A 23,313-nucleotide genomic window follows, 5' to 3' on the forward strand; every position below is an offset into this window, starting at 1 on the left:
TTTTAAAGAAAACAGAAAGACGCATGAAACAACTAAGAATCTTTTTCCTCTGCCTTGTGGCAGCAACGTTGGTAACCGCCTGCGGCGGCGACGACAAAGACAACTCTACACCGGTAGAGAAAATCACCCTTGACAAGGACAAACTGACGTTTGTGGCTCAATGGAAGATGCGGCCATCCCATTTTCCCGAAGGTGGATTCACGGTGGTGAAAGGAGACGGATACACCTTAACCCAACTCGATCTTGAGAAAATCACCTCATTGGAAATGGACGTCACCGGTAGTTCTGTAACCTCTGAAAACTGCGAACTGGTACTGGATACAGCCGAAAATGCCATCAAGCTGCGTATCAAAGCAACAGCCTATTGAATACGTAAAACCGGAACGGCGGAAAGGGATGTGTGCCGCAGTAGGCTGGGGAGACGTGCCGCAGCAGGCTAGGGAAGCATGCCACAGCAGGCAAGGGGAGCATGCCACAACAAGTTAGGGAAACGCACCACAGCAAGCTGTGGCAATACACCCTAATTTCCCGGCTACGACAGCACAGAACACGCAAAAAGGCAGCAGTTACTCACAGACGAGAGCAACTGCTGCCTTTTTCATGTGTCACATCATATCCTTGTCTACTTCAAGCAAGTGGCGTACGCTGTTAATCCGTTTCGATTTTCCAGTCTCCAATCGTTCTCGTGGTACTGTCGAAGTTGATGCCGACCTTCACCACTTTCCGGTGGTCTGCCTCATAAGGAATCGCATACCCTTTGCTGTTAATCTGCGCTAAAGCCTCTTCTGCGGTGCCGTTCATTTTAAATTCAAGTATATAAATAGCATCCTGCATTTTGATAACCACGTCCGCCCGTCCGACAGCGCTTTTGACTTCGGTATCCACATATTGTCCCATCAAGCGGAACAGAAGATAGAATATAGTTTGATAATGTTTTTCCTCTTTGTTGTTTAGGTCGTTCGGAATAGAGGCGAAGAAAGACCGGGTGCGTTCAAGGCAAGATTCAAGGTTTCCTTTCATTAAATCACGCACAAAGGACACTACATAAAAGTTGCTTTCGCGCGTAGGTTGGTAAAGATAAGAAGGGATGAGCGACTCGATAAAGCCGATTCTTACTTCCTCGTTCGGGTAGCCTAATGTATAGGTACGAAAGAAAGCATCGTACGACTTGATTGTGAGATAACCGCTTTGGTAGAGCACCGGAATTGGGTCGGTGAGACAATCCGTAGCCTTGTCGAAGTCTTCCGGCTTGGCGTCCATACGGTCGAGCAGACGGATATCAAAGTTCATTTGTTGCAGGAGTTCTATCAGAAAGGTAGGGGTACCGGTAGAAAACCAGTAGTTCTCATAACTCTTTTGGGCAAAAGCATTAATCAGGCTGAAAGGATTGTACACATCCACACAGGATTTACTGAAATGATATCCGTCATATTGCTTCTTCAAGTGGGCACACGCCTCTTCATACGTTTCATCGTTGGCTTGTGCCATCTGTTCGACATCAATTTTCATCTGTGTCAGCAGTTCCTGTTCGGTGATACCGCAGATAGTGCTGTAATTATCGCTCATGCTGACGTTCTGAAGATTGTTAAGTTCGCTGAATATGCTCATCTGGCTGAATTTGCTGATGCCCGTCAGGAAGAGGAAGCGAAGATATTTACCTGACTTTTTTAAGGGGCTGAAGAAGTCGCGCATGATACCACGAATCTCATGCTGCAACTCATGGTTATTGTTACTGTCCAGCATCGGGGCGTCATATTCGTCCACTAATACGACAACCTGCTGCCCGGTTTGCTCATAAGCGCGGCGGATGATACCTTCCAGACGTAAACTAAATGTGTCTTCGCCTTCCTGACGTCCGTAGACGTTTTCCCAAAGTAACAGCTGAACATTGATAGATGCGCGAAGTGACTCTGCTTCCATATATTTACTGCCGCTAAAGTCGATATGTAGCACCGGATACACTGTCCAGTCTTTCTCTAACTGCTCCATGTCCAGTCCGTTGAAAAGTTCTTTCTTTCCCAGAAAATAGGCTTCGAGCGTAGAGACAAGCAGACTTTTCCCGAAACGACGGGGACGACTCAGGAAATAAATCTTATTTGTATTGACGAGTTGATAAATCAGTGCAGTCTTATCAACATATATGTAATCATTATTGCGCAAATCTTCAAAATCCTGTATCCCGATAGGATAGCGCCTGAATGTTCCTTCTTCCATATCAAATTTTTATTAAAATGTGAACGATGAATGCAAAGTTAAGAAAAAGAAGCGGAATAGCTTTCTTTGTTGCCGAAGATTTTCACGTGTCACACCATATCCTTGTCTACCCCGAATTTCTCATCCGTCTGACACTCCCCGGCAGGTTCCACATGCACCAGAATATCATAGACATTATCTATCGAGCTTTCAATACTTTTCTCCACCGCCCCGGCAATCTCATGCGCTTGTGTAATCGTTATCTGCGGATTCACCTCTATATCGAGCGTAATTATATACCGGTTTCCTATCATTCTCGACCTGACCCGGTGCGGATTACTTGCTCCCGGCACTTTCTCGACAGCTTCGAATATCTTATTATACACATTGACATCCTTCACGCCATCCATAAGCTCCACATTCGAGTCGAGAAAAATACCAATGGACGACTTGATGATAAAGAGGCTGATTATCAATCCCGTTATCGAATCGAGTATCGGCAATTTGAATATAAAAGTAAAAATCAACCCTAATAAAACTCCGGCCGAGATGACAACATCATTACGCATATTTATCGCATTCGCCGTCAGCATGGAACTGTCTATTTTCTTTCCCTGTTTGTACTGGTACGAAGCCAGCATCAGTTTGCCGACAATAGAGAATATAGTCACATAGATAGCGATAGCCGATGGTATCTCTTTCACTTCATCTGAAAAGATGCTTTGAATGGAAGATATCAGCATTTGCATACCGGCATAAAATATCACCAGTGACAGAATCTTTGTCGCGATGCCTTCCGCTTTCTCATAACCAAATACATATTTCTTTGAAGGAGGACGGTTGATGAGGCGTGCCGTAAAAATCATAACGATAGAGATAACGACGTCGGTTGCCGAGTCGATACCGTCGCCCACTACCGCCAAACTACCGGCCCATAAACCGATGATGATTTTTGATGCGGACAGGATTGCATTGCCAATGGTGCTAATCCATGAGGTTTTGATTAAGATGTTCTCTCTTGACATTGAAGTGACTCTTTATAATTAATTGTTTGATTGCGATTGGCTAGCAAAGATAAACATTTATAGGAGTCTGTGACGTCAAGTCGCAAAAAAACTTTTTCCGGGTTTTTAGTAGTTTCTATGTTTTAGTTGTATTATATATAGATGGTCAATTAAAGACAGGACAAATCATTTATTAAATAGTTAACCGCATGTTCAAAAAACTAAGTAGTTCTTTACTCATTGTATCAGCTTGTGTTTTTTCTTCTTGTACGCCCACCGTCAAGCAAGAGATTGCAATCCTACCTACCCCCGTTAGTCTGACCGAGCAGTCTGGCTCGTTTGTTTTAAAAGATGGAATGAAGATTGGGGTTTCCGATCAGTCCTTGTTTCCGGCTGTCGGGTATCTGCAGGAGATTCTTCGGAATGTCATATCGTCTTCTGTTGAAGTCACTACCGATCAGAATCAGGTAGATATGTATTTCCAGTTGAAAGATACCGGTGGAAAGCCCGGCTCTTATAAACTTGAGTCTACACCGGAGTCTGTTCGGGTAGAGGCAACTGACTATTCGGGCTTTATTTCTGCGATTACTACTATTCGCCAGTTGCTTCCTGCAACGATAGAAGTACAGGGAGAAAAACAAACTTATTCGATTCCTGCCGTGCAAATAGAAGATGCCCCCCGTTTTGAATGGCGTGGATTTATGCTGGATGCTTCCCGTCATTTCTGGAATAAAGATGAGGTGAAGCATGTACTGGATCTGATGTCTTTGTATAAACTCAATAAATTCCACTGGCATTTGTCTGACGATCAGGGCTGGCGTATAGAGATTGAGAAATACCCGCTGCTTACCGAAAAAGGAGCTTGGCGTAAGTTTAATAAGCACGACCGTACCTGCATGGCACGTGCGAAAGAGGAAGATAATACCGATTTCCTGATTCCGGAAGATAAGATACGCATTGTGGAAGGAGATACGCTGTATGGAGGTTATTACACTCATGATGATATCAAAGAAATAGTAGCCTATGCTACGCAAAGAGGAATTGATGTCATTCCCGAGATTGATATGCCGGGACATTTCCTCGCGGCTATCAGTCAATATCCGGAGTTGGCATGCGACGGACTAATCGGATGGGGAGAAATCTTCTCTTCTCCTATCTGTCCGGGTAAAGACGCGACGCTGGAATTCTGCCGGAATGTGTTCAAAGAAGTTTTCGAGCTTTTCCCTTATGAATATGTGCACATGGGTGGTGATGAAGTGGAAAAAGCCAACTGGAAGAAATGCCCTCTCTGTCAGAAACGTATCCGTACGGAGAAGCTGGGTTCGGTAGAAGAACTTCAGGCATGGTTTGTACGTGACATGGAGAAATTCTTCCTCGCCAACGGAAAGAGACTCATCGGCTGGGATGAAGTGGTAGCCGACGGATTATCTTCCGATGCTGCTATTACATGGTGGAGAAGTTGGGCGAAAGACGCGTTGCCTACGGCGACCGCGCAAAAGCAGAAAGTGATTGCTTGTCCGAATGAATATTTCTATTTCGATTATGCGCAGGATCAGAATTCAGTGAAGAAAATACTGGCATACGATCCGTGTTCGGATGATAGATTATCACCCGAACAGAAGAAATATATTTGGGGTGTACAGGCTAATCTCTGGTCTGAATGGATTCCGACAATGAAGCGCATTGAATACCTGATCGTTCCCCGCATGATTGCATTGAGCGAAATAGCCTGGGTAGAACCGGCTGTTAAACCAAGCCTCGAAGAGTTTTATCGTCAGCTTGTTCCGCAGTTTAAACGGATGGATGTGATGAGGGTAAATTATCGTGTGCCTGATTTACAGGGATTCTATAAAGTGAATGCATTTATTGATGAAACAACGATTGACTTGACTTGCCCGTTGCCCGGTACTGAAATACGCTATACGACAGACGGCAGTATGCCTACCAAAGAGTCTACTCTTTATAATGGTGCTCTGGACGTGACGGAGACTACCGATTTCGCTTTCCGCACGTTCCGTCCGGACGGTTCTCCTTCGGATGTGGCACATACTAAATATGTAAAGGCTCCTTATGCGGAGGCGGTGACTGCTCCGGCTGCCTTGCAGCCCGGCTTGAAAGCTGTATGGCATGACTTCCGCGGTAATCTTTGTGCAGATATTGACGCGGCTCCGGTAAAAGGGGAATATGTGGTAGAATCGGTATCTATCCCCGAAGAGGTGAAAGGAAATATCGGCTTGGTGATGACCGGTTATCTGGAAGTTCCCGCTGATGGTATTTACACCTTTGCCCTTCTATCGGATGACGGTAGTACATTGACGCTTGACGGTGAATTGCTGGGAGATAATGACGGTGCACACTCATCGGTAGAGATTATTGTGCAGAAGGCATTGAAAGCCGGATTGCATCCGATAGAGGTTCGTTACTTCGATTGTAACGGAGGTGTATTGCAGATGGAACTGGTGAATGAAAAAGGTGAAAAAGAAATGCTGCCGGGTGCGTGGTTGAAACATGAGGTGCACGCACGTGTGTGAAACTGGATGGGTAAAAGAGGGTATCCTTTTGTGAAGTGCACCCTCTTTACCTCTTTTAGAATACATCATCTATTCATATTCCAAAATGAATACATTAATGTTTTTTCAACTTAACAACCAAATAAAAGAAATGCGGGTGAATCACTTCGGCCGATTCTTATGTATGGTGGTTCAGGAGTTTGCATAACTATGCATCCCGCCAAGAACATAATTCACTCCGAAATAAGTCATTAAGACTGTAAGGAAAGCAAGAATCATATAAATATGGAAAAATAAAGGCTTGCGGAAAATGCGCAGGCTTTGTGAATGGAAGGCTGCTCCATATACAAGGAAGGTAATCAGCGCCCATACTTCTTTCGGGTCCCACGCCCAGTATCTTCCCCAGGAAACGTTTGCCCAGACTGCTCCCAAAAAGATGCCTGCCCCTAAAAAGAACGTCGCAGGATAGAGTAGCAAACGGCTGACTAGCGTCAACTGTTCTATCCGGTTATCTTGTCTGTCGTCATTTTCAGAGACATTGTTTTCCGGCTCTTTTTTTCGGAGACATAATGCCAGTATTCCGTTTAGCATGATAAATGCCAATAGGGCATAAGACATCATAATCAATGAAACATGAATGCTTAACCACGGAGAGACGAGCACCGGCATTAATGGCGTTATCTGCGGATTCATTTGTCCCAGATAAGAGACTAACAACGCAAAGCCGGAGAGCAAGAATCCGAATGGAAGTACGAATGAGAATCTTCGATGGAGCAGGCAGGCTACCAAGAGGATGCAGAGTGCCATAAACTGCATGGTTTCGTAACCGTTGCTAAGTGGAATGCGTCCGCCAATATACCAACGTAGGCAATATCCTGCTAAATGGAATATGAAAGCAAGATAGAGCGCAACAGAAAAGAACGCTCCTGCTGTGCGGGTAATCGCTTTGGCTTTCGGTGAGAGTACCCTTCTTCGCAGGCTGTACTGAAGCAGAAGCAGGAAAGACAATACTCCCAATGATAGATTAATCATAAAAAGAATCTTGCTGAACGGAATCCGGTTGTAGAGTAGTTCGGCTTTTATTTCCAGTTCGGAGAGTGGTTGCACGCTGCCATCAGTGGGTAATGGCTGAATGAATGTTCCTTTTTCCAGCATCAGGATCAATCCCACTTTTTCGTCCGTTTCTTGGATGGCTTTGGCGAGTTTGCTACCTTTTCCCTGTTCTTGTTGCCAGGTTTTCTGAAGACGGTAGACCGGACCGTCAAATAAATCGGTTAATCGGGCGTAAGGTGTCTGTAAGTTTAGCAAATGCTGCAACTCTGTATTTTTGATGTATATCAATGGTTCATTTCTCCATACTTCCGGATAGAGTAGCCAGCCACCAATTACCTGTTCAGGCGTCAAACCTTTATATGAAGCTTTGCCTGTCAATTTCTGAATGAAATCGCGCGCCAATGTATTGAATGGTACTACTCGGTCGTGATAAATGACCTGTTCTTGTGCCAAACTGTCTGCTTGTACCCGTTTCAGTGCCGGGAGAAGTTTTTTTTGTGCTTGCATACTACCTGCAAGACAGAAGAGGAACAATAGAAATACACCTCCTTTTTTCAGTAGCGGGTGACTTAGCAGGCGTCGGAAATCGCCATAGCGGGAAAATAATAACCAGATCATGGAGATACCGAGCAGAACATATCCTGCATACGTAACTCCCGTACCCCACGGGTCATAATTGACAGTCAGCCAACTCCCTTTTCCATCATCATCGAAAGATGACTGATAGAAACGGAAACCTTGTAATGTAAATATACGGTTCATTGAAATCTGTTCGTGTGACAGAACATCTTTTTGTCCGGGAAGAGAGTAGGTGATATAACTGATGTAGTCTGCCGGAGCTTCAGTTCCGGGATAGTATGCTATACGAAAACTATCCAGCTGTATTGTGAATGGCAGGTCTGCTTCTCTTCCGCTTTCCGACTCCTGAAAACTACCTGCCGTCACTCCCGGCAGTAAATGTACGTATCCTTTTTTACTGCCGGTAAACGTAATCATGGCCCCCACCAGGATAACGAGGAGGGAGCCATGAAACAACAATATGGGGAACCGTCGCCATAAAGCACGTCGGATGAGAGCAACAAGTGCAATTGCGGCAATAACTCCCCACAAACAACAAAACCAGCATGTATGATATATATTTCTCTCTACAAAATCTGTCCCATACGCTTGCTCTACAAAAGTAGCTGCAGCGAGTAGTCCCACCAGACAGATATATAAGATAATAAGTAACCTTTTCAACGGTATAATCTTTTATGATTTAAAATGGAGCGTACCCCTTGTTCTTACATTCTTTCACTCCCATACATTCCATCTCAATCAACCATCCGGGGCGACATACCGGAGCATGAACAAATACTTTGGGAGTGTGCGGGAAACGTTGGTCATACATTGCTTTAACGACTGCATAGTCGGCTATATCACGCAAATATACAATCATTTGTCCCAAATTTTCAAAAGTGCATTCTGCTTCTTTTAGCAGGGTTTCCACATTTTCCCACATCCGTTCTGTCTGTTTGCGAATGTTGCCGGGATATACCACTTCGCCTTTGTTGTTGATGCTTGCCGTACCCGAAATAAATATCTGGCGGCGGTCGCCATAATCTACATACGTGCCACGTTCAAAACTTACTCCATATTCATAAGTCGGATTCAGGTGGGTAGGTGCATAGAGAAAATGAATCTGTTCCGGTTGTAATCCTGCTACGGCATAAGTATCCATTTGTACCAGTACTTTCGGATCGGCATGGCGACCGCCGATACCGGTGCTGGAAATGTAATGTGTTTTTTCTGTCAGGTTTTGGGTAACGAAAACTTCATTACGCGCTTTCACTACTCCGGCATAATTCACGTCTACATTTTGTACAAAGAACCATGTGCGGATACAATTGTCCGCCAGTCTGCAACCTTGCTCCATGAGTTGCATCACATAGTCGTTCAATAACAGGCGGGTCTGGTATTCCGAATTGGCGGCACGATTGAATGCGCTACCACCCCAAAAGTGGCGGTAGGCACTGTGCTTCACCTCGAAAAGCCCGTTATGCAGGACTTGCGTCTGTACGTCAGTCAACAGATAGACCCATAAGGCAATCTTGGTTCCGTCCAGCGGGGGCTGTTCCACAATGGAAAGTGTGCAGCCCGAACCTTCAGTTGTCAATGCCAATAGTGTATCTGCCTGATTGGCGGCGTCACTTAAGAAATAGCGTTTGAGGATGGCGACTGCTCCTTTCAGTTCTTGGGTAAGTAAATAGTCGTAAGTGTTTAATACTGCATTCAGTTGTTCTTCGTATGTATCTTCCGGTTTAGTAGAATGAATGATGATGTGATACTCTGAAGCTTCTCCTCCTGCATTGTATTTAAAAATCTCTGTTAGTGTCTTTTCAGACTGAATATTCTGTTGTTTTTTGTTGTTCATATCAATTGTATAATAACTATTTATTCTTGTGCGCCGTTATTGATCCAATCGTCAATAAGGGTCAAAATAGGGGATGACAGTATTTCTTTAGAGTGATCGTATCCCCAAGTTGAACTAATAGTGGTATTCAATAATGTATGCAATACACTTTCTTGTGCACTGCCTGGCTTGACAAGTAACATACCGTCTACTTTCTTTGACGGATGGTTGACGAGTGCCTCATAGCTTTTGCCCTCTGTCAGATACAGGTTGCCTGCTGCCGAACTACCTCCACCATGACAGTGGGCACATGTAGTATTAAATACTTTTTCCTGAATGCCATGATACATACCTGCATCCACAGTTCCCACATCCATAAGAATAGTGTCGTCAACTGCCGTAAGATCGTCCATTGACCGAAAGCTGATTACTCGTTTTCTTAATCTATTAATAACGCATAACTCAATAGTGGTTACTTTGTCACTGACTCCTGTCATGGTTACCTGAATCTCATCATTTTCGACCGCCGGAATTGTTTTTGTGACAACGGCATACTCGCTCTCATCACTGAAGCCTGCCACTACAACACTATAACCATCGGGCCATTTATTGATACCACTGATTCTTCCGCTCATTCTCAATGTGCGTCCTTCTTCTGACAGGGTCTCTGTTTTTTCATAAATACGTCCGTCATCACATGACGTGATATATGCCAATAACAGTAGACAGCCACCGAAAAGAATGTATTTTTTCATAAACAAATCCTTTCTTGTGCTATTTAGAATGTATATTGAAGTAGAATACTGGCCGAATGTACTGCCAAACCTAAATCATCGTTATCCCGATCGAGTTGGGTGTCATGACCTTTGCGGGCAATATACTGGTACATAGCTTGTAACTTCAAGTTGCAGTTTTTGAAGAAATAGTTCATGCCTACGGCTGGCATATTCAGGAAACCATTGGTGTCCATTCCGTTACGATTGAAGAAATCATAACGTGCGGCTGCCTGCAGGCGGGGAGCTATAAAATAACCACCTTGTACATAACCGCCCAGGTAATTATATGACTCGGAAATCTTTTGTCTTTTTGTAAAACCTACATTCATATAATAAACTTCAGCACCCAGATAAAGTTTGTTTTTTAGCATTGCAAACTCTAATCCCGCACGATAATCATTGGTACTTTCATTTTCACTTTCTACATTAATAGAAGTAGAAATACCAAACATAATTTTGTCTTCATTCAGCCTGTTCGGATTTCCCTGTGTGGCAGGCATCACTCCCTTCGGCATATAAGTGAAACGTCCGGCATACAGTAAAGACGGAATGTGCCAGTCATCGCTGAATGTCTTTGTCGCGGTGTTGACAGAAGCGCCCGTACCATTGAATAGACCGATTTCATACCCGAATTTGTCAGCCACTAAACCGTGAATCTCTACCCCTAAATCGAATCCGGTGCCAATGTTAGGTGTTACCGCATTCAAGGAGTAGGGGAGGATAACGGGAGCAGTGAGTGATACTGGTAAATTGGGTAACAATGTTTCTCCCAGTGTTGTCAGATAGGCATGTGAGAACGGAGTCTTGAATTTACCGACCCGGATGGCAAATTGCTTTTTCAGCTGAACATCAAACCATGCCTGTTGAAGTAATGCGCCTCCGCTGGCTGCCGCATTGATGGAAAGGTTGAAAGATATTTTATCGAAAGCCTTTCCGGTGAACCCGAGTACAGCGTAAGGAACGGAAAAACCGGAGTTGGCTATGTTATCCTGATTATATGCCTTATCTAGTCCTTCATCGTCGTACCAATTGAAGTTTGCACTGGTTTGTACGAGCAGATAGGGTTTGAATACGAAATCTCCCTTCTTGGTTTCGATCGTGAATCCTTCTCTTCCAGCCAATGATACTACACCATTTTCTGTATCTTCTTCATGTTGCGCCATTGCAGCCAAAGGCATGATGGCAGTCAGCATGGCAATGATTATAAATTTCTTCATAATTGCTTTGTATATACTACTTTTAGTTTAAAGTGAATTTAAAAATGCGATCAGCGCATCGCGGTCTTCTTTACTCATGTTTTTAAATAAGTTCTTCGATGCTTCTCCTTCTCCGCCATGCCACATGATAGCTTCTGTCAGATTGCGGGCACGGCCGTCATGTAGGAAATAAGTATGCCCGTTGACCTTTTCTTGCAGGCCAATTCCCCAAAGAGGGGTAGTGCGCCATTCGTTTCCACGTGCCAGGCCGCTTACGTAGTTGTCATTCAGGCCGACTCCCATAATTTCCGAACCCATGTCGTGTAACAGATAATCGGAATAAGGGTGAATGGTCTGACCGCCCAGCCACGGGAGTTGGGTATTGTTTAATAACACAGTACCGCGTGGTTTGGTATGCAGGGTCGTCACATGACAAAGATGACATTTGGCTTTATAAAAGTTTTGTTCCCCTTTGATTACTTGCGGATCGTTTATATTACGCCGGGCGGGTACGCCGAGACTCTGCATATAGAGATCTACATTTTCCATCTCTTCTGTGCTGACATCCAACTGGTCATAAGAAAGTCCCATCATGCTGCCTTGGTTGACTTGCGTTTGTCCTTCGCAGATTTCTTCCGGATAGCGGCTGTTGGTAACACCCATATCACTGGAGAATCCTAACTCTACCGTTAAATCGGCATGTTGGGCTTTGTTGCCGGACAATCCCAGACATCTTACTCCCCGTTCGGTGATGTAATTACATCGTCCGCTGATTCCATATTCGGGATAATTGCTTTTTGCTGCGAGTGCTTCAATTTCAATGGGATCTAATGCCATCATCTGTCCCATACCTACGTGACGTAATGGAATACGTACGGTGCAAAACAAATCTTCCGGTTTGATCTCTTCGGCATACCATTCGGATATGCTATACTGCGGTTTGCAAAGCGTGTAGGCTTCTCCATCAGGGAAAGAAAATGTTTCGTAAGTGTATTCTACGGATAGTTTGCCTTCCGGTTGTACTCCGTAGATTGCCTGGTCATGAAGCACACGGCCATAATCCTGAAAGAAAGCTCCGTTCTTACGGGATATGTAAACCAGCATGGAGGAGAAACCATAGCTGCCCGATCCGCCCTCTGTCCATAAAGAGGGTTTAGTGCGCCCTGCATTCCGGTGGCAGCTGCCGCACGAGTAACCGGCATAAACAGGTCCGAGACCGCCACCATGCCCGTTGTTGCTTGTACGTACATCGTCATATAGCCTGTCGCCTCGGGTGAAGCGTACGTCATATGCTCCTGTTATCCAATCTGCAGGCGTATCATAAGCAACGGATGAACTCAAGAAAATGGTTGATGTTCCGGCTGACAGGGCATAGCCTTCCGGGATTTCGATATCCAATACGCCAATTCCGTCGTCATCACAGGCTGAGCATGCCAACAGGCAAAAAATAGAGAATGAATATTTTAGAAAGTGATTCATTGTTTATTGACTTTATTTCAATAATATGTTTTAAACATACCAAAGAAGTAAAGGTGGATGATTGACTTCCAACCTTTACTTCTCAATAATATCTTAGCTAAGATAAGTCTTTATTGTACTTTACGTGGTTCACCGTTTTTGTAGAGAAGGAATTCTAATGTGTGGAAACCGCGTACATTCTGTGCCGACTCAACAGCGGCTTCATCATCATTTTCATTCCATTCAAGATCACTCCAGCTTTGAGAATTCAGAATTTGCACGATGGCATTCTGGTCTAAAGGCCAGCTGTCCATGTTAGGATCAAGTCCCATCTCGTCTACCGGACCGAACAAGAAGGCTTCGCTCTTTTCCCATGGCTCACGTGCGGTGATCCAAGCTTCACAGGCTTTATCGAAAGCGCTATTTGACGGGTTGTCTGCAAGAGCTATTACTGCATTGTAGAGAGCATCGTTCTTTTCTTTCAAGCTTTTATAGGTAGGTACTACTACTGCATCTACATATTGCATTACCACAGGATTCAGTACGGCGTCGGTATTGATGTTGTTGGCATTATTGGCAATATAAGATTTTAAGTCATTCTTCAATATACTTTCCAGTTCGGCACAAGCATCCATTGCTGCTACTGTTTCATTACTGGGTATATGATTACGGAAAGGTTGCGGAATATCCTGAATGGCTTTTGCCGCTTTTTGAATGGCATTCTTTACATTAGTATCTAAGGATGGATTAACACCGGCGACTACAGTTGATAAAGAGTTAGCATTTATACTGCCGTCTAAAGAACCGTAATACGCATTCCGGATGGAGTAAATGTTGTTTGTATAATCATCACGTGAATGCCAGCTGTACCAGGATTCCACAGCGTACAATGCTTCTTCTGTATTTCCCGCTTTGTATAAGTTGTACGGATCACCAATCTTGGCGGTACCGACTTCGTTGGCAATTTCCGCGCATTTATCTACGATTTCTTCTACACAGCTCAATGCACTTGCATAAGGAGAACCGTTATGAGCCTTAAAGAGAGAAGCATAACTGTCGCCTCCTTTATAACTTGAGTTCCATGCGTTATAAAGATTGGTTGCATCTGTTTTTAAAAGTGCTGCTACATTTCTCATGTAGTTATGCCAGCTTGATGCGTTTTCAGAAGTGTAATCGATGTTAGCAGGATCTACTGTCGGGTTGTCATCGTCACTGCTACAAGAAGTAGTTGTAAATGCTAATCCCCATATGAGGGCTGCAACATAAAAGAATTTTGTTTTCATCATATAAAAATTAAATAATTGATTATTTGTTATTTCTTGATAAACCATCCTATATAGGCTATTCCAATGGAAAATTCGTTTTCACTGTTATATGCTTTTGAAACGCCAAAAACTTTGTTGGTACCAATCTGACGGGTGGCATAGTCAGCTTTTATCACTAAGTTTGGCAACGCATACCAATTTAATCCCGCTGTCCACATACTTACTTGGCAGCGTTTTTCCATCGTTTGCCCTTTTTCTCCTTTTTCTTGTGGATTGTAGTATTCATAGCGGGCAAATGGATAGATAACCGGAATCTTTTTATTGCCTCCGAAGACTGAGCGGATATTGATACCGGCTTCTGCTGCATAGCTTACAGCATTCTTAGCTACCGGTGCCAGACGACTGTACGGTGATTTATTGGATAACTTGACATTTGCTTGGCTCACTCCCAAAGAGTTTCCTAAATTTCCATATAAAATATTACCACGTGCCGTTACATATTTATTGCGATATTGTGCATCTGCGGTGAAGATTCTTACCGGAATTTTTCCATAGCTTGAATAAGTCTGTTCCTTGTCGGAATTGGCTCCTGCATCTGCGCAATAATAGAATGAGGCACCTACACGTAAGCCGGGAACTCCTTTATAGTCCAAGCGGAATACATATGCGGGAGAAGTGAAATTATCTTCTTCAAAAATTCCCTGTTTACCACTGCCTACCCATGTATTGCGATCGAATCCGTTAGGGTTCAGACCTGCTACAACCATAGCTTGGTAGTCAAAACTGGCATAACCTTTTCCAAAGGAACCAAAGATTTCCAAACCATTTTCATGCCAGGTAGAGGGCAGAAGGGTGGTTTCACCCTCCGGACGTGAAGTTCCGAAGAAATTGATCGGTTCATGGTGTGCGTTGGTCAGTCCTACCGGAACAATAATATGTCCGGCACGCACGTTGAGGGAGCGATGAATCAAACGTGTGATGTGAAATTGCTCAATAGCCACTTCTCCTCCTTTTTCAACTTCGGTTTCGTATTCACCGTTTTCGGTGTTTTCTAATTCGAAAGCTGTACCTGTTCCACCGGATTCAAACTCAATCTCTGCACCGAGTATCCATTTGGAATTAAACTTATAATCAAAAGCTAAAACGAAACGGGGGATTGAAATGGTATTCCTGTTTTTCTTTGGATTACCATCGTTTCCTCCATAGAAACGGTTGATGCCATAATCTTTAAAATTAGCGACCATTTCACCATATCCACCAAAACGGAATTTAGTATAATCTTCTGTAGAAGAAGAATTACTATTTTTGGAAATTTCTTTTGTCTCCTGTGCTGAATTTGAAAGAGAAGGCAGGAGACATAGAATAACGATTGCGGTTATTTTTCTCATCTTTTTAATAATTTTATCGGTTGCAAAGTTAGATGAGGTTAAAAAATGTGGCAATACCTAATACTAGGCATAGTTATTTCTTAAATTCAGTATATGTAGGTAATTTGAGACTAAAGAGTAAAAGAAAGATAAGTATTGAGAGAATAAAAAAGACAAAGGTATATATTAGTGTGGTAATTTTTACTGATATATACCTTTGCCTGTTGTTAATGTGTAGAGTTGTCCTTCTTGTTTATTTCATCATCGCTTTTGTTTGTATTTGAGTGAATCGTTTCCTTCACAACCAGTCTTTTTGGATATATCTACCATCAGGAAATTGCTCTTTTCAGAAACGATCCGACTCAAGACAAACTACATACAAACAAAGCTAAACTTATGCTAAGGTTATTGCTTAAACTGCCATCTTTATACCTTCTTTTTTGCTGCAATACCGTTTGCACTGCTGGCAGAGGTCATATCCCAGCATGGCCCCCAAAATAAAGTCTTCTTCGGCTGTCAGTTGATTTAAGGGGCGAATGATGATATGCCGCATGGCTTCCATACATTCAGGCTTTCCAAAGAACAGGTTGATTTTATTGGTGCCTACTTCCTGTATCATATAACTGATCTTTTGATTTTTCAATCGGCGGATGGCAAATTCTTCGTGCTCTTTACTCATTGTATAAAGTACCATGTTGCGTACGCCTTTCTTAAACTCATAAATGTGATTAAGAAAAATCCGGATTTCGCCGGGGATGATTCTTTCAGTTGCCATGATGCAAAGTATTCTTTTTATGTTAAGGTAAAATTAGCTGATTTCTTGTTTCACTTGTTCAACCCATGCGCTGATACGTTCGTCTGTCTTATTGTCTTCATTGACTTCGTCAAGCGGAAGCCCTACAAACTTGCCGTCTACAACAGCGATAGAAGAGTCGAATGTGTAGCCTGCAGTGTCTGTTGCTCCACAGAATTTACAATGGGTATCTTTCAAGTCTTCATAAAGAATACCTATTGCGTCACAGAAAGTGTCGCTATACGAGTCAGAGTCGCCGCAACCGAACAGGGCTACAGACTTATGAGATAAATCGCATTTTTTTAAAACTTTTACTCCATCGTACCAGTCGTCCTGAAGTTCGCCTGCTCCCCAAGTGGAAGAGCCGAGCACCAATACGTCATATTCATTGACTAATGCCTCTGTTAGCTTGGATACATCAAATACATCTGCCGATGGTACATCTAATTTCTCTGCAATTCGACGGGCAAGGTCTTCTGTTGTTCCGGTTGTGGAACCATAAAATACACCAATTTTATTCATCTTTGATTCGTTTTTAAATGTAACGCTGCAAAGATAGAGGGGCTTGAAGAAATAGGAAATCCCCATTTATAATGGAAGATTTGTCTCATTCTCATTATAAATGGGGATATATGGAATAAAAATAGTCGATATTGTTAATGGTGGAATAGGCGGATGCCTGTAAATGCCATTGCCATATTATATTTGTCGCAAGTTCCAATCACATGGTCATCACGTACGGAACCACCCGGTTGTGCAATGTAGCTGACACCGCTTTTATGCGCGCGTTCTATATTATCTCCGAATGGGAAGAAAGCGTCCGATCCTAAAGCTACACCTGTCATCGTATTCAGCCATGCCCGTTTTTCTTCACGTGTCAGCACTTCCGGCTTTTCTGTGAAGAACTGCTGCCAAACGCCGTCTGCCAATACATCGTCATAATCCTCCGAGATGTAAACGTCGATAGTGTTGTCACGATCTGCACGACGGATTTTTTCAATCCATGGCAAGTTCATCACTTTCGGATGTTGGCGTAAATACCAGATATCTGCTTTATTTCCTGCCAGACGCGTACAGTGGATGCGTGACTGTTGGCCTGCGCCAATACCGATTGCCTGCCCGTCTTTGGCATAACACACCGAATTGGATTGCGTATATTTTAAAGTGATTAAGGCAATGATTAAGTCACGTTTTGCATCAGCCGGAATTTCTTTGTTCTGCGTAGGCATCTCTTTCAAAAGGCTTTCATCGATTTTCAATTCGTTTCTTCCTTGTTCGAAAGTCACTCCGAATACATCTTTGTGTTCGATAGGAGCCGGACGGTATGCAGGATCTATCTTTATTACATTGTAAGTCCCTTTTCTTTTATTCTTCAGAATTTCCAGCGCTTCGGCTGTGTAGTCGGGGGCAATTACGCCGTCGGACACTTCACGGTTGATGATGCGTGCTGTTTCTTCGTCGCAAGTGTCGGACAATGCGATGAAATCTCCGTATGATGACATACGGTCTGCGCCACGTGCACGTGCGTATGCTGTGGCTAATGGAGAGAGTTTCATGTCGTCTACGAAATAAATCTTTTTCAGCGTGTCGCTCATTTCTACCGCAACAGCAGCACCCGCAGGGCTGACATGTTTAAAAGAAGCGGCAGCCGGCAGTCCGGTAGCTTCTTTCAGTTCTTTCACTAATTGCCAACTGTTGAACGCATCCAGCAGATTGATATAACCGGGACGTCCATTCAATACTTCGATGGGGAGTTCTCCTTCTTTCATGAAGATACGGGCAGGCTTTTGGTTAGGGTTGCAGCCGTATTTCAGTTCGAGTTCGTTTGCCATTTTATTAAATATAAAATTACGAGTTACTAATTACAAATAGATAGCGACAAAATTACTAAAAAAAGACTAGCTTGCCTAAAGTTGTGCCACAAAATAGTAGCATATAATTAGTATTTGCTAACGAATGAGGATGTAAAATACCTATAAATGATGATTGTATTTCAGCAAAATATTCCGTTTCTTTGCAGTCTCTAATATACATAGGTATGATGGATAATTTACAGAAATACAAGCCAACTGATAAGATGATCGATCTCATCAGCGATAATTATTCTTTGTTGCAAGTGATGAGTCGTTTTGGACTTTCGTTGGGTTTTGGTGACAAAACAGTCAAAGAAGTTTGTGAACTAAATGGAGTGGACTGTCGGACCTTTCTGATTGTAGTCAACTTTATGGCCGAAGGCTTTTCCCGGCTCGATGGGGATAAAGATGATATTTCCATACCTGCATTGATTGATTATCTGCGGCAGGCACATATTTATTTTCTTGATTTTTCTCTTCCGGCTATTCGTCGTAAACTGATCGAGGCAATCGACTGTTCGCAGGACGATGTGGCTTTTCTTATTCTCAAGTTCTTTGACGAATATACACGGGAAGTGCGTAAGCACATGGATTATGAAGAGAAAACCGTCTTTAAGTATGTCGATTCATTGATTAAGGGAAATGCTCCCAAAAACTACCAGATCAGTACCTTTTCCAAACATCACGATCAGGTAGGGGAGAAGTTGACAGAACTAAAAAATATCATTATAAAATATTGTCCCGCCAAGGCAAATGAGAATCTTCTGAATGCGGCTCTTTTTGATATATATGCTTGCGAAGCCGGATTGGAATCTCATTGCAAAGTGGAGGATTATATTTTTGTTCCTGCTATTCTGAATTTGGAAAGGAGGATGAGGGAAAATGAAAAATAATGAGGTCGTTCGAATTGCTATTGCAGAAACTTCTGTAATTATTCGTGGTGGGTTGACTGCTGCGTTGAAGCGTCTTTCTAACGTAAAAGTGCAACCAATAGAATTGTTGTCTGTTGAAGCTTTGCACGATTGCGTCCGGACGCAATGTCCCGAGATGTTGATTGTCAATCCTGCTTTTGGTGATTACTTTGATGTAGCTAAGTTTCGAGAAGAAATATCTGGTAAAAGGATACGTTTAATAGCGTTGGTTACTTCTTTTGTAGATGCTTCATTATTGGGTAAGTATGATGAGTCTATTTCAATATTCGATGATTTGGAAACTCTTTCTAAGAAAATTGCGGGTTTGCTGAATGTGGTTTCTGAAGAAGAAGGGATGGATAATCAGGATACGCTTAGCCAGCGGGAAAAGGAAATCGTTATCTGTGTGGTGAAGGGAATGACAAATAAGGAAATAGCGGAAAAGCTTTTTTTGTCGATTCATACGGTGATTACACACCGGAGAAATATTAGCAAAAAATTGCAAATACATAGTGCTGCCGGTTTGACTATCTATGCTATTGTAAATAAGCTGGTTGCATTGAGCGATGTGAAAGACTTATAGCCTGCGGAAGTGTTATAAAATATAAAACCGTTTGCGCACACGAAAAATATTCGTACCTTTGCAAAGCAGTTGAGAAATTGCTGTTAGTTTATAAGGTAAAAGAAAATATTAAATAGAGGTATTAGATTAGACAGTTTAAGGTATTAAAAGTTTTTTAGTTTAGTTCAATAGGATAAGTTTTTAATAGAAGGTAAAAGGATAACAATAGGTAAGACGTTTTTAGGTAAAAAGAAGATTAGTTTTCAGGAAATTTGAGGTACTATGGAAAAGCCTTTAGGCTTTTCTGATGCGGTGGCGAGTGGTTCTATAAAAAGAATTAGCTCGTTTTTTTTATTTATATGGGATTTAAGTCTGTCGCATTGTTATGGGTTAAACAGAGAGTATTATTAGTATAGACTATATAGTAGGTTTAAGGGTCCATGCAAGCGAAAAAATAGTGACGGTATATGACAACGATACCGTTGCTATCCCGGACATATACCGTCACTATCCTTGCCGGATAGCGTCACTATTTTGTAGACGAAAACTTATCGATGAATAGGGTTGCTTGATCTTGCAGGTTAGGAGGGTAATAAAAAACAAAATCCCGACGAAATCGCTTCGGCAGGATTCTATTTCATTTTTTACTTAAATGTGGCTACGTAATAAAATTATGACTAATTAATTCAATTCTGATACTGCAAAGATAGTTCGTTTCAGTATGAGTCACAATCACCTTTATGAGGTATATTATGTAGTAGTTCTCACTATTTATGGTTAGTGGCAGGCGTTTTCTCTACTTTCTTCCACTCTTTAGTCTCGAAATCGTATGCTTTTATGATTCTTGCAGGGCATCCGGCGCATATTGAATAAGGTGGAACGGAATGACTGACTACGCTTCCGGCAGCCACTACGCAATGTCTTCCTAAGGTTACTCCCGGTAGAATGACCGAATTGGCGCCTACCCATACATCATCCTCAATGACAACAGGCAGTGTGCTGACTCCTTGTTCATCAATCATCTTTTCCGCATCCTGGTAATTGTGGTTGAGTCCTGTGACTGTTACATTCTGTGCCAGATTGACGTGGTTGCCGATATGAACCGGACCTATGATTGTATTTCTTAATCCGATGCGTGTATAATCTCCGATTGTTAAGTCGCCAACTGCATTGTTCAGACAGGAGAAATCTTCGACAACAGAATATTTTCCCAAGAAGAACCGGTTGAAAGGAGGGAGGTCTTTGCGGACACTCCGGTAGATGACAGAACCCTTTCCACGTTTCAGGTATATGAAATCGAAGAGCCGTATCCACCAGTTGGGGCGAGTTTTAACGGGATGCATGATGAAACGATGCACAGCCTGTTTCAAGCCGGGGTTTTCTTTAATTCGTTGTTTAAGTGTTTTTTTCTCCATATTGAATGTTTTTTCTTCTTTTTGTCTTCTACCAGATAATCAGGGATTGCCAGGCTGTAAGTGATTAATAGACCGAAGAGTGCGATCCACCATCCGAATGATAAGGTCCAATTGTATACGGTTATCAACGAAGCCCAAACGCTTACGATGATACATAATTTAAGTGGAGAAGGTGTCAATTGTTGTACGATCCGGTTGCAGAAACTCCAGTTTCCCTCAAATATGGAAGGGAGCAAGTAGGAAGTCGTTTTCCGGATACGTTTCCGATAAGGGCAGACCGGAGCGGATTGGCAGTATACAATTACGTCCGGCAGGTAATCAATGTATATATTCTGCCGGAATAACTTTCGCTCAATATTGGTTTTGGAACTTTTCATGTTCTTTTGCAGCCATTTCAGATCGATTGCCATATTAGTTCCCAGCAAATGGGAGGATAGTCCGAATTGTGTATTACCGGCTCTGCAAAGGCTGTTTTTTATTTCTTCACGTATAGCACGGAAGCGATTACGGAAACCTTTGCGGTTTTCTATTACCGTATGTAGCTGGATGGCTTGTATACCGGCATCGTATGCATTGTATATTTTGTCCAGAAATTGCGGAGATAAAGCAGAGGCTGTATGGGACAGAAAGAGAACCAGATCGTAATGCTCCTGGTCTAAACTGTTGATTGCCTGATGCAGATCGCTGTATGTGATAAACTCGTATGATTCTTCTTTATATATTTCCGGAAGAAGGCTTCCTTCCGGAACGAGAATAGCGCAACGATATGTTTTTTGAGCTTTAGGATAAGTGATATGTTTGAAATGTGAAGCTACGGCCATCACAAAGAGGTATAGCAGCAAAAGCCCTGTACAAAAGAATATCAGATCATCTATTATGTAGATATAAGAGTCTATCATCTGAAAGGAGATTATACGTTCTCTTTTTGAATGAATGCAGTAACTGTTTTCAGAATAATCTTTATATCCAGCCAGAAAGAGAATGTCTTTGCATAGGTGATATCTAACTGCTTGCGTTCTTCGGCAGAAAGTTTACCGGCTTCGCCTCTTTTCTCTACCTGCCATAAACCGGTCAATCCGGCCGGCCCCATGAAACGGTCGATGTGCTCATCGCTTGTCAGCAATTCGGCTTCGTAGAGTGGGAGAGGACGGTTGCCTACTATTGACATATCCCCCTTTAAAATATTAATAAGCTGGGGTAATTCGTCAATACTATATTTACGGATAATGCGTCCTATCTTTGTTATTCTCGGGTCATTTTCCAATTTAACGAAAGCATTGCTTTTTTCTTTGGACTTCTTGTTGATGTAGTCTTCTTCGGAGATTACGAAATCGTCCGATATCAGGAGGATTTCTTCTTCGTCGGCTTCTTCATTAATATCCGGTTCCAGTTCTTCCCCCCAAATATCCTCATCTTCCTGTTGATACTGGTTAAGAGCATTGAAATCCTTTAAATGCTTGTCGGCATCAGTGTACATCGAACGGAATTTAAGGAAGTCGAATATCTGATAGTTACTTCCTACTCGCTTGGATTTGTAGATAATGGGGCCCTTGCTTTCTAACCGGATAGCTAATGCAGTAAATATTAGGAGAGGAGAAAGGCATAATATCGCCATTCCCGAAAAGAATATATCAAAAGTTCGTTTCCATAAAGGCAATCGGAAAGCATTAATATTTTGTGTTTTAAGCTGAAGTGCCTTTATTTTCTGATCTTTTCTTCGTTTAAGGAAAGTCGATAAGTCCTTTAAAGCCTCTTGGCTCGTTTCATATTTGATTGTATTGTTAATGCCGGCTTTAAGATATTCGGATGCTTCTTCCTTAGACAAGGAATCGATGACGAGTATCATATAAAGTCCCGGATATTTTTTGCGCATGTATTGGATATCTGCAATATCTTGGGATAAGTTCACCTGTTCGAAAAATAGGGCTGCGTCATATTTTTCGCGTATTTTCTCCAATACTTTGACAGCTTTGCTACAATTGGACGCAGCATAGAATACCCCAATACTTAGTCGGGAGAGTAGTTCTATTGTTTTGCTATCTCTGCCTATATAAACAAAATATTGCATGTGTAGAAGACCCGGTATTAGTCAATAATCTTTTTGATTCGGATTTTGAGTTCCAATGGGTTGAATGGTTTCAGGATATAGTCTTCTGCTCCCTCTTCCAGTAGTCTGATTCTTTCCGTTGTACTTTCTTCGCTGGATAACATAACGATAGGAATTGATTTGAATAATTCATTGTTCTTCATGTATCTTAAAAATTCATCACCCATCATAAGAGGCATACGAATGTCTGAAATAATGAGGTCAGGTACATTGCCTTCATTAAGCCATTCTATTGCTTTGATGGGATCTTCCAAATAGGTAAAATCATACTCTTTTCCTAGATACACACCGGCCACTTTTCCGATTGTCGATTTATCGTCGACTAGTAATATTTTTTTCTTCATACGAATAGACCTTTCTATCGCTTGCTTTGTTATTTGATTTATTGATTGAGATTGTTGTCACATTATATTTGTGATACACTGCAAATATAGATATTATTTTAGAATAATCTCCAT

The 23,313-nt window shown here is 42.4% G+C and carries 20 protein-coding genes; 4 read left to right on the plus strand and 16 right to left on the minus strand.

Translation table 11 applies throughout. From position 1 onward, the window contains the following. The first annotated feature begins 23 nt into the window (after positions 1–23). Positions 24–368, plus strand: a complete 345-nt coding sequence (locus LPH68_RS14410; protein ID WP_004312540.1) for a hypothetical protein — start codon at positions 24–26, stop codon at positions 366–368. Positions 369–648: 280 nt separating this feature from the next. Here the strand turns inward: LPH68_RS14410 and LPH68_RS14415 are convergent, their stop codons facing one another. Both LPH68_RS14415 and LPH68_RS14420 read right to left on the minus strand, forming a co-directional pair. Continuing rightward, a complete protein-coding gene (locus LPH68_RS14415; RefSeq protein WP_008640655.1) occupies positions 649–2,214 on the minus strand; it encodes an ATP-binding protein in 1,566 nt (521 codons plus the stop codon). Positions 2,215–2,303: 89 nt separating this feature from the next. Then, positions 2,304–3,218 (minus strand): cation diffusion facilitator family transporter, encoded by a 915-nt coding sequence (locus LPH68_RS14420; RefSeq protein ID WP_008022898.1) that lies wholly within the window; start codon positions 3,216–3,218, stop codon positions 2,304–2,306. A gap of 188 nt (positions 3,219–3,406) precedes the next feature. Here LPH68_RS14420 and LPH68_RS14425 point away from each other — a divergent pair, with 188 nt between their 5' ends. Next, the gene (locus LPH68_RS14425; protein ID WP_151923769.1) at positions 3,407–5,728 is read left to right on the plus strand and encodes a family 20 glycosylhydrolase; all 2,322 of its coding nucleotides are present in this window, start codon (positions 3,407–3,409) and stop codon (positions 5,726–5,728) included. Between the two features lie 171 nt (positions 5,729–5,899). Here LPH68_RS14425 and ccsA read toward each other — a convergent pair whose 3' ends face one another. The 10 genes from ccsA to LPH68_RS14475 form a co-directional block, all read right to left on the minus strand. After that, entirely contained in the window at positions 5,900–7,999 is a 2,100-nt protein-coding gene (ccsA, locus tag LPH68_RS14430; protein WP_008640653.1) for a cytochrome c biogenesis protein CcsA, read from the minus strand. A gap of 19 nt (positions 8,000–8,018) precedes the next feature. Continuing rightward, on the minus strand, positions 8,019–9,173 hold the full coding sequence (locus LPH68_RS14435) for a Rid family hydrolase (RefSeq protein ID WP_008640652.1): 1,155 nt from the start codon (positions 9,171–9,173) through the stop codon (positions 8,019–8,021). Positions 9,174–9,193: 20 nt separating this feature from the next. Continuing rightward, the gene (locus tag LPH68_RS14440) at positions 9,194–9,907 is read right to left on the minus strand and encodes a cytochrome c (protein ID WP_008640651.1); all 714 of its coding nucleotides are present in this window, start codon (positions 9,905–9,907) and stop codon (positions 9,194–9,196) included. Between the two features lie 23 nt (positions 9,908–9,930). Further along, on the minus strand, positions 9,931–11,145 hold the full coding sequence (locus LPH68_RS14445; RefSeq protein WP_015530945.1) for a porin: 1,215 nt from the start codon (positions 11,143–11,145) through the stop codon (positions 9,931–9,933). A gap of 27 nt (positions 11,146–11,172) precedes the next feature. After that, positions 11,173–12,603, minus strand: a complete 1,431-nt coding sequence (locus LPH68_RS14450; RefSeq protein WP_008640649.1) for a di-heme oxidoredictase family protein — start codon at positions 12,601–12,603, stop codon at positions 11,173–11,175. A 110-nt stretch (positions 12,604–12,713) separates the two neighbouring features. Next, entirely contained in the window at positions 12,714–13,868 is a 1,155-nt protein-coding gene (locus LPH68_RS14455; protein ID WP_008640647.1) for an imelysin family protein, read from the minus strand. Positions 13,869–13,894: 26 nt separating this feature from the next. Beyond that, a complete protein-coding gene (locus LPH68_RS14460) occupies positions 13,895–15,235 on the minus strand; it encodes a hypothetical protein (RefSeq protein ID WP_015530947.1) in 1,341 nt (446 codons plus the stop codon). 391 nt (positions 15,236–15,626) lie between these two features. After that, positions 15,627–15,989, minus strand: coding sequence for a DUF2023 family protein (locus LPH68_RS14465; protein WP_008640645.1), 363 nt, complete (start codon positions 15,987–15,989; stop codon positions 15,627–15,629). 33 nt (positions 15,990–16,022) lie between these two features. Beyond that, positions 16,023–16,529 (minus strand): flavodoxin FldA, encoded by a 507-nt coding sequence (gene fldA / locus LPH68_RS14470; protein ID WP_151923768.1) that lies wholly within the window; start codon positions 16,527–16,529, stop codon positions 16,023–16,025. A 134-nt stretch (positions 16,530–16,663) separates the two neighbouring features. Next, the gene (locus tag LPH68_RS14475) at positions 16,664–17,839 is read right to left on the minus strand and encodes a phosphoribosylaminoimidazolecarboxamide formyltransferase (protein ID WP_074708834.1); all 1,176 of its coding nucleotides are present in this window, start codon (positions 17,837–17,839) and stop codon (positions 16,664–16,666) included. A gap of 209 nt (positions 17,840–18,048) precedes the next feature. On the opposite strand from LPH68_RS14475, the gene LPH68_RS14480 reads away from it, so the two are divergent. Then, positions 18,049–18,753 carry a hemerythrin domain-containing protein gene (locus LPH68_RS14480; RefSeq protein WP_032841758.1) on the plus strand — a complete coding sequence of 235 codons (705 nt, stop codon included), beginning with the start codon at positions 18,049–18,051 and terminating at the stop codon, positions 18,751–18,753. Further along, positions 18,743–19,354 carry a LuxR C-terminal-related transcriptional regulator gene (locus LPH68_RS14485; protein ID WP_004312521.1) on the plus strand — a complete coding sequence of 204 codons (612 nt, stop codon included), beginning with the start codon at positions 18,743–18,745 and terminating at the stop codon, positions 19,352–19,354. The genes LPH68_RS14480 and LPH68_RS14485 overlap by 11 nt, the downstream gene beginning before the upstream one ends. A 746-nt stretch (positions 19,355–20,100) precedes the next feature. Here the strand turns inward: LPH68_RS14485 and LPH68_RS14490 are convergent. Genes LPH68_RS14490 through LPH68_RS14505 form a run of 4 tightly spaced genes read right to left on the minus strand, consistent with a single transcriptional unit; the run spans position 20,101 to position 23,199 of the window. Beyond that, on the minus strand, positions 20,101–20,748 hold the full coding sequence (locus LPH68_RS14490) for a DapH/DapD/GlmU-related protein (RefSeq protein ID WP_004316628.1): 648 nt from the start codon (positions 20,746–20,748) through the stop codon (positions 20,101–20,103). Beyond that, positions 20,700–21,647: a glycosyltransferase family 2 protein gene (locus LPH68_RS14495; RefSeq protein ID WP_009040483.1), complete on the minus strand. Its 948-nt coding sequence runs from the start codon at positions 21,645–21,647 to the stop codon at positions 20,700–20,702. Before LPH68_RS14495 ends, LPH68_RS14490 begins: the two co-directional genes overlap by 49 nt. An 11-nt stretch (positions 21,648–21,658) precedes the next feature. Then, positions 21,659–22,816, minus strand: coding sequence for a sugar transferase (locus tag LPH68_RS14500; protein WP_008022882.1), 1,158 nt, complete (start codon positions 22,814–22,816; stop codon positions 21,659–21,661). Between the two features lie 17 nt (positions 22,817–22,833). After that, complete coding sequence (locus LPH68_RS14505) at positions 22,834–23,199, minus strand: PleD family two-component system response regulator (protein WP_004300114.1); 366 nt, start codon at positions 23,197–23,199, stop codon at positions 22,834–22,836. Between the last annotated feature and the right edge of the window lie 114 nt (positions 23,200–23,313).

Source organism: Bacteroides sp. 1_1_30 (genome assembly GCF_020982715.1).
Lineage (GTDB): Bacteria > Bacteroidota > Bacteroidia > Bacteroidales > Bacteroidaceae > Bacteroides > Bacteroides xylanisolvens.

What these genes read in the sequence shown, in the direction of transcription:
- LPH68_RS14440 (WP_008640651.1), bottom strand. Translation starts at nt 9,907, where the DNA reads ATGAAAAAATACATTCTTTTCGGTGGCTGTCTACTGTTATTGGCATAT.
- fldA (WP_151923768.1), bottom strand. Translation starts at nt 16,529, where the DNA reads ATGAATAAAATTGGTGTATTTTATGGTTCCACAACCGGAACAACAGAA.
- LPH68_RS14505 (WP_004300114.1), bottom strand. Translation starts at nt 23,199, where the DNA reads ATGAAGAAAAAAATATTACTAGTCGACGATAAATCGACAATCGGAAAA.
- LPH68_RS14445 (WP_015530945.1), bottom strand. Translation starts at nt 11,145, where the DNA reads ATGAAGAAATTTATAATCATTGCCATGCTGACTGCCATCATGCCTTTG.
- LPH68_RS14460 (WP_015530947.1), bottom strand. Translation starts at nt 15,235, where the DNA reads ATGAGAAAAATAACCGCAATCGTTATTCTATGTCTCCTGCCTTCTCTT.
- LPH68_RS14435 (WP_008640652.1), bottom strand. Translation starts at nt 9,173, where the DNA reads ATGAACAACAAAAAACAACAGAATATTCAGTCTGAAAAGACACTAACA.
- LPH68_RS14500 (WP_008022882.1), bottom strand. Translation starts at nt 22,816, where the DNA reads ATGCAATATTTTGTTTATATAGGCAGAGATAGCAAAACAATAGAACTA.
- LPH68_RS14455 (WP_008640647.1), bottom strand. Translation starts at nt 13,868, where the DNA reads ATGATGAAAACAAAATTCTTTTATGTTGCAGCCCTCATATGGGGATTA.
- LPH68_RS14425 (WP_151923769.1), top strand. Translation starts at nt 3,407, where the DNA reads ATGTTCAAAAAACTAAGTAGTTCTTTACTCATTGTATCAGCTTGTGTT.
- LPH68_RS14495 (WP_009040483.1), bottom strand. Translation starts at nt 21,647, where the DNA reads ATGATAGACTCTTATATCTACATAATAGATGATCTGATATTCTTTTGT.
- LPH68_RS14410 (WP_004312540.1), top strand. Translation starts at nt 24, where the DNA reads ATGAAACAACTAAGAATCTTTTTCCTCTGCCTTGTGGCAGCAACGTTG.
- LPH68_RS14450 (WP_008640649.1), bottom strand. Translation starts at nt 12,603, where the DNA reads ATGAATCACTTTCTAAAATATTCATTCTCTATTTTTTGCCTGTTGGCA.
- LPH68_RS14415 (WP_008640655.1), bottom strand. Translation starts at nt 2,214, where the DNA reads ATGGAAGAAGGAACATTCAGGCGCTATCCTATCGGGATACAGGATTTT.
- LPH68_RS14465 (WP_008640645.1), bottom strand. Translation starts at nt 15,989, where the DNA reads ATGGCAACTGAAAGAATCATCCCCGGCGAAATCCGGATTTTTCTTAAT.
- LPH68_RS14420 (WP_008022898.1), bottom strand. Translation starts at nt 3,218, where the DNA reads ATGTCAAGAGAGAACATCTTAATCAAAACCTCATGGATTAGCACCATT.
- LPH68_RS14490 (WP_004316628.1), bottom strand. Translation starts at nt 20,748, where the DNA reads ATGGAGAAAAAAACACTTAAACAACGAATTAAAGAAAACCCCGGCTTG.
- LPH68_RS14480 (WP_032841758.1), top strand. Translation starts at nt 18,049, where the DNA reads ATGGATAATTTACAGAAATACAAGCCAACTGATAAGATGATCGATCTC.
- LPH68_RS14485 (WP_004312521.1), top strand. Translation starts at nt 18,743, where the DNA reads ATGAAAAATAATGAGGTCGTTCGAATTGCTATTGCAGAAACTTCTGTA.
- LPH68_RS14475 (WP_074708834.1), bottom strand. Translation starts at nt 17,839, where the DNA reads ATGGCAAACGAACTCGAACTGAAATACGGCTGCAACCCTAACCAAAAG.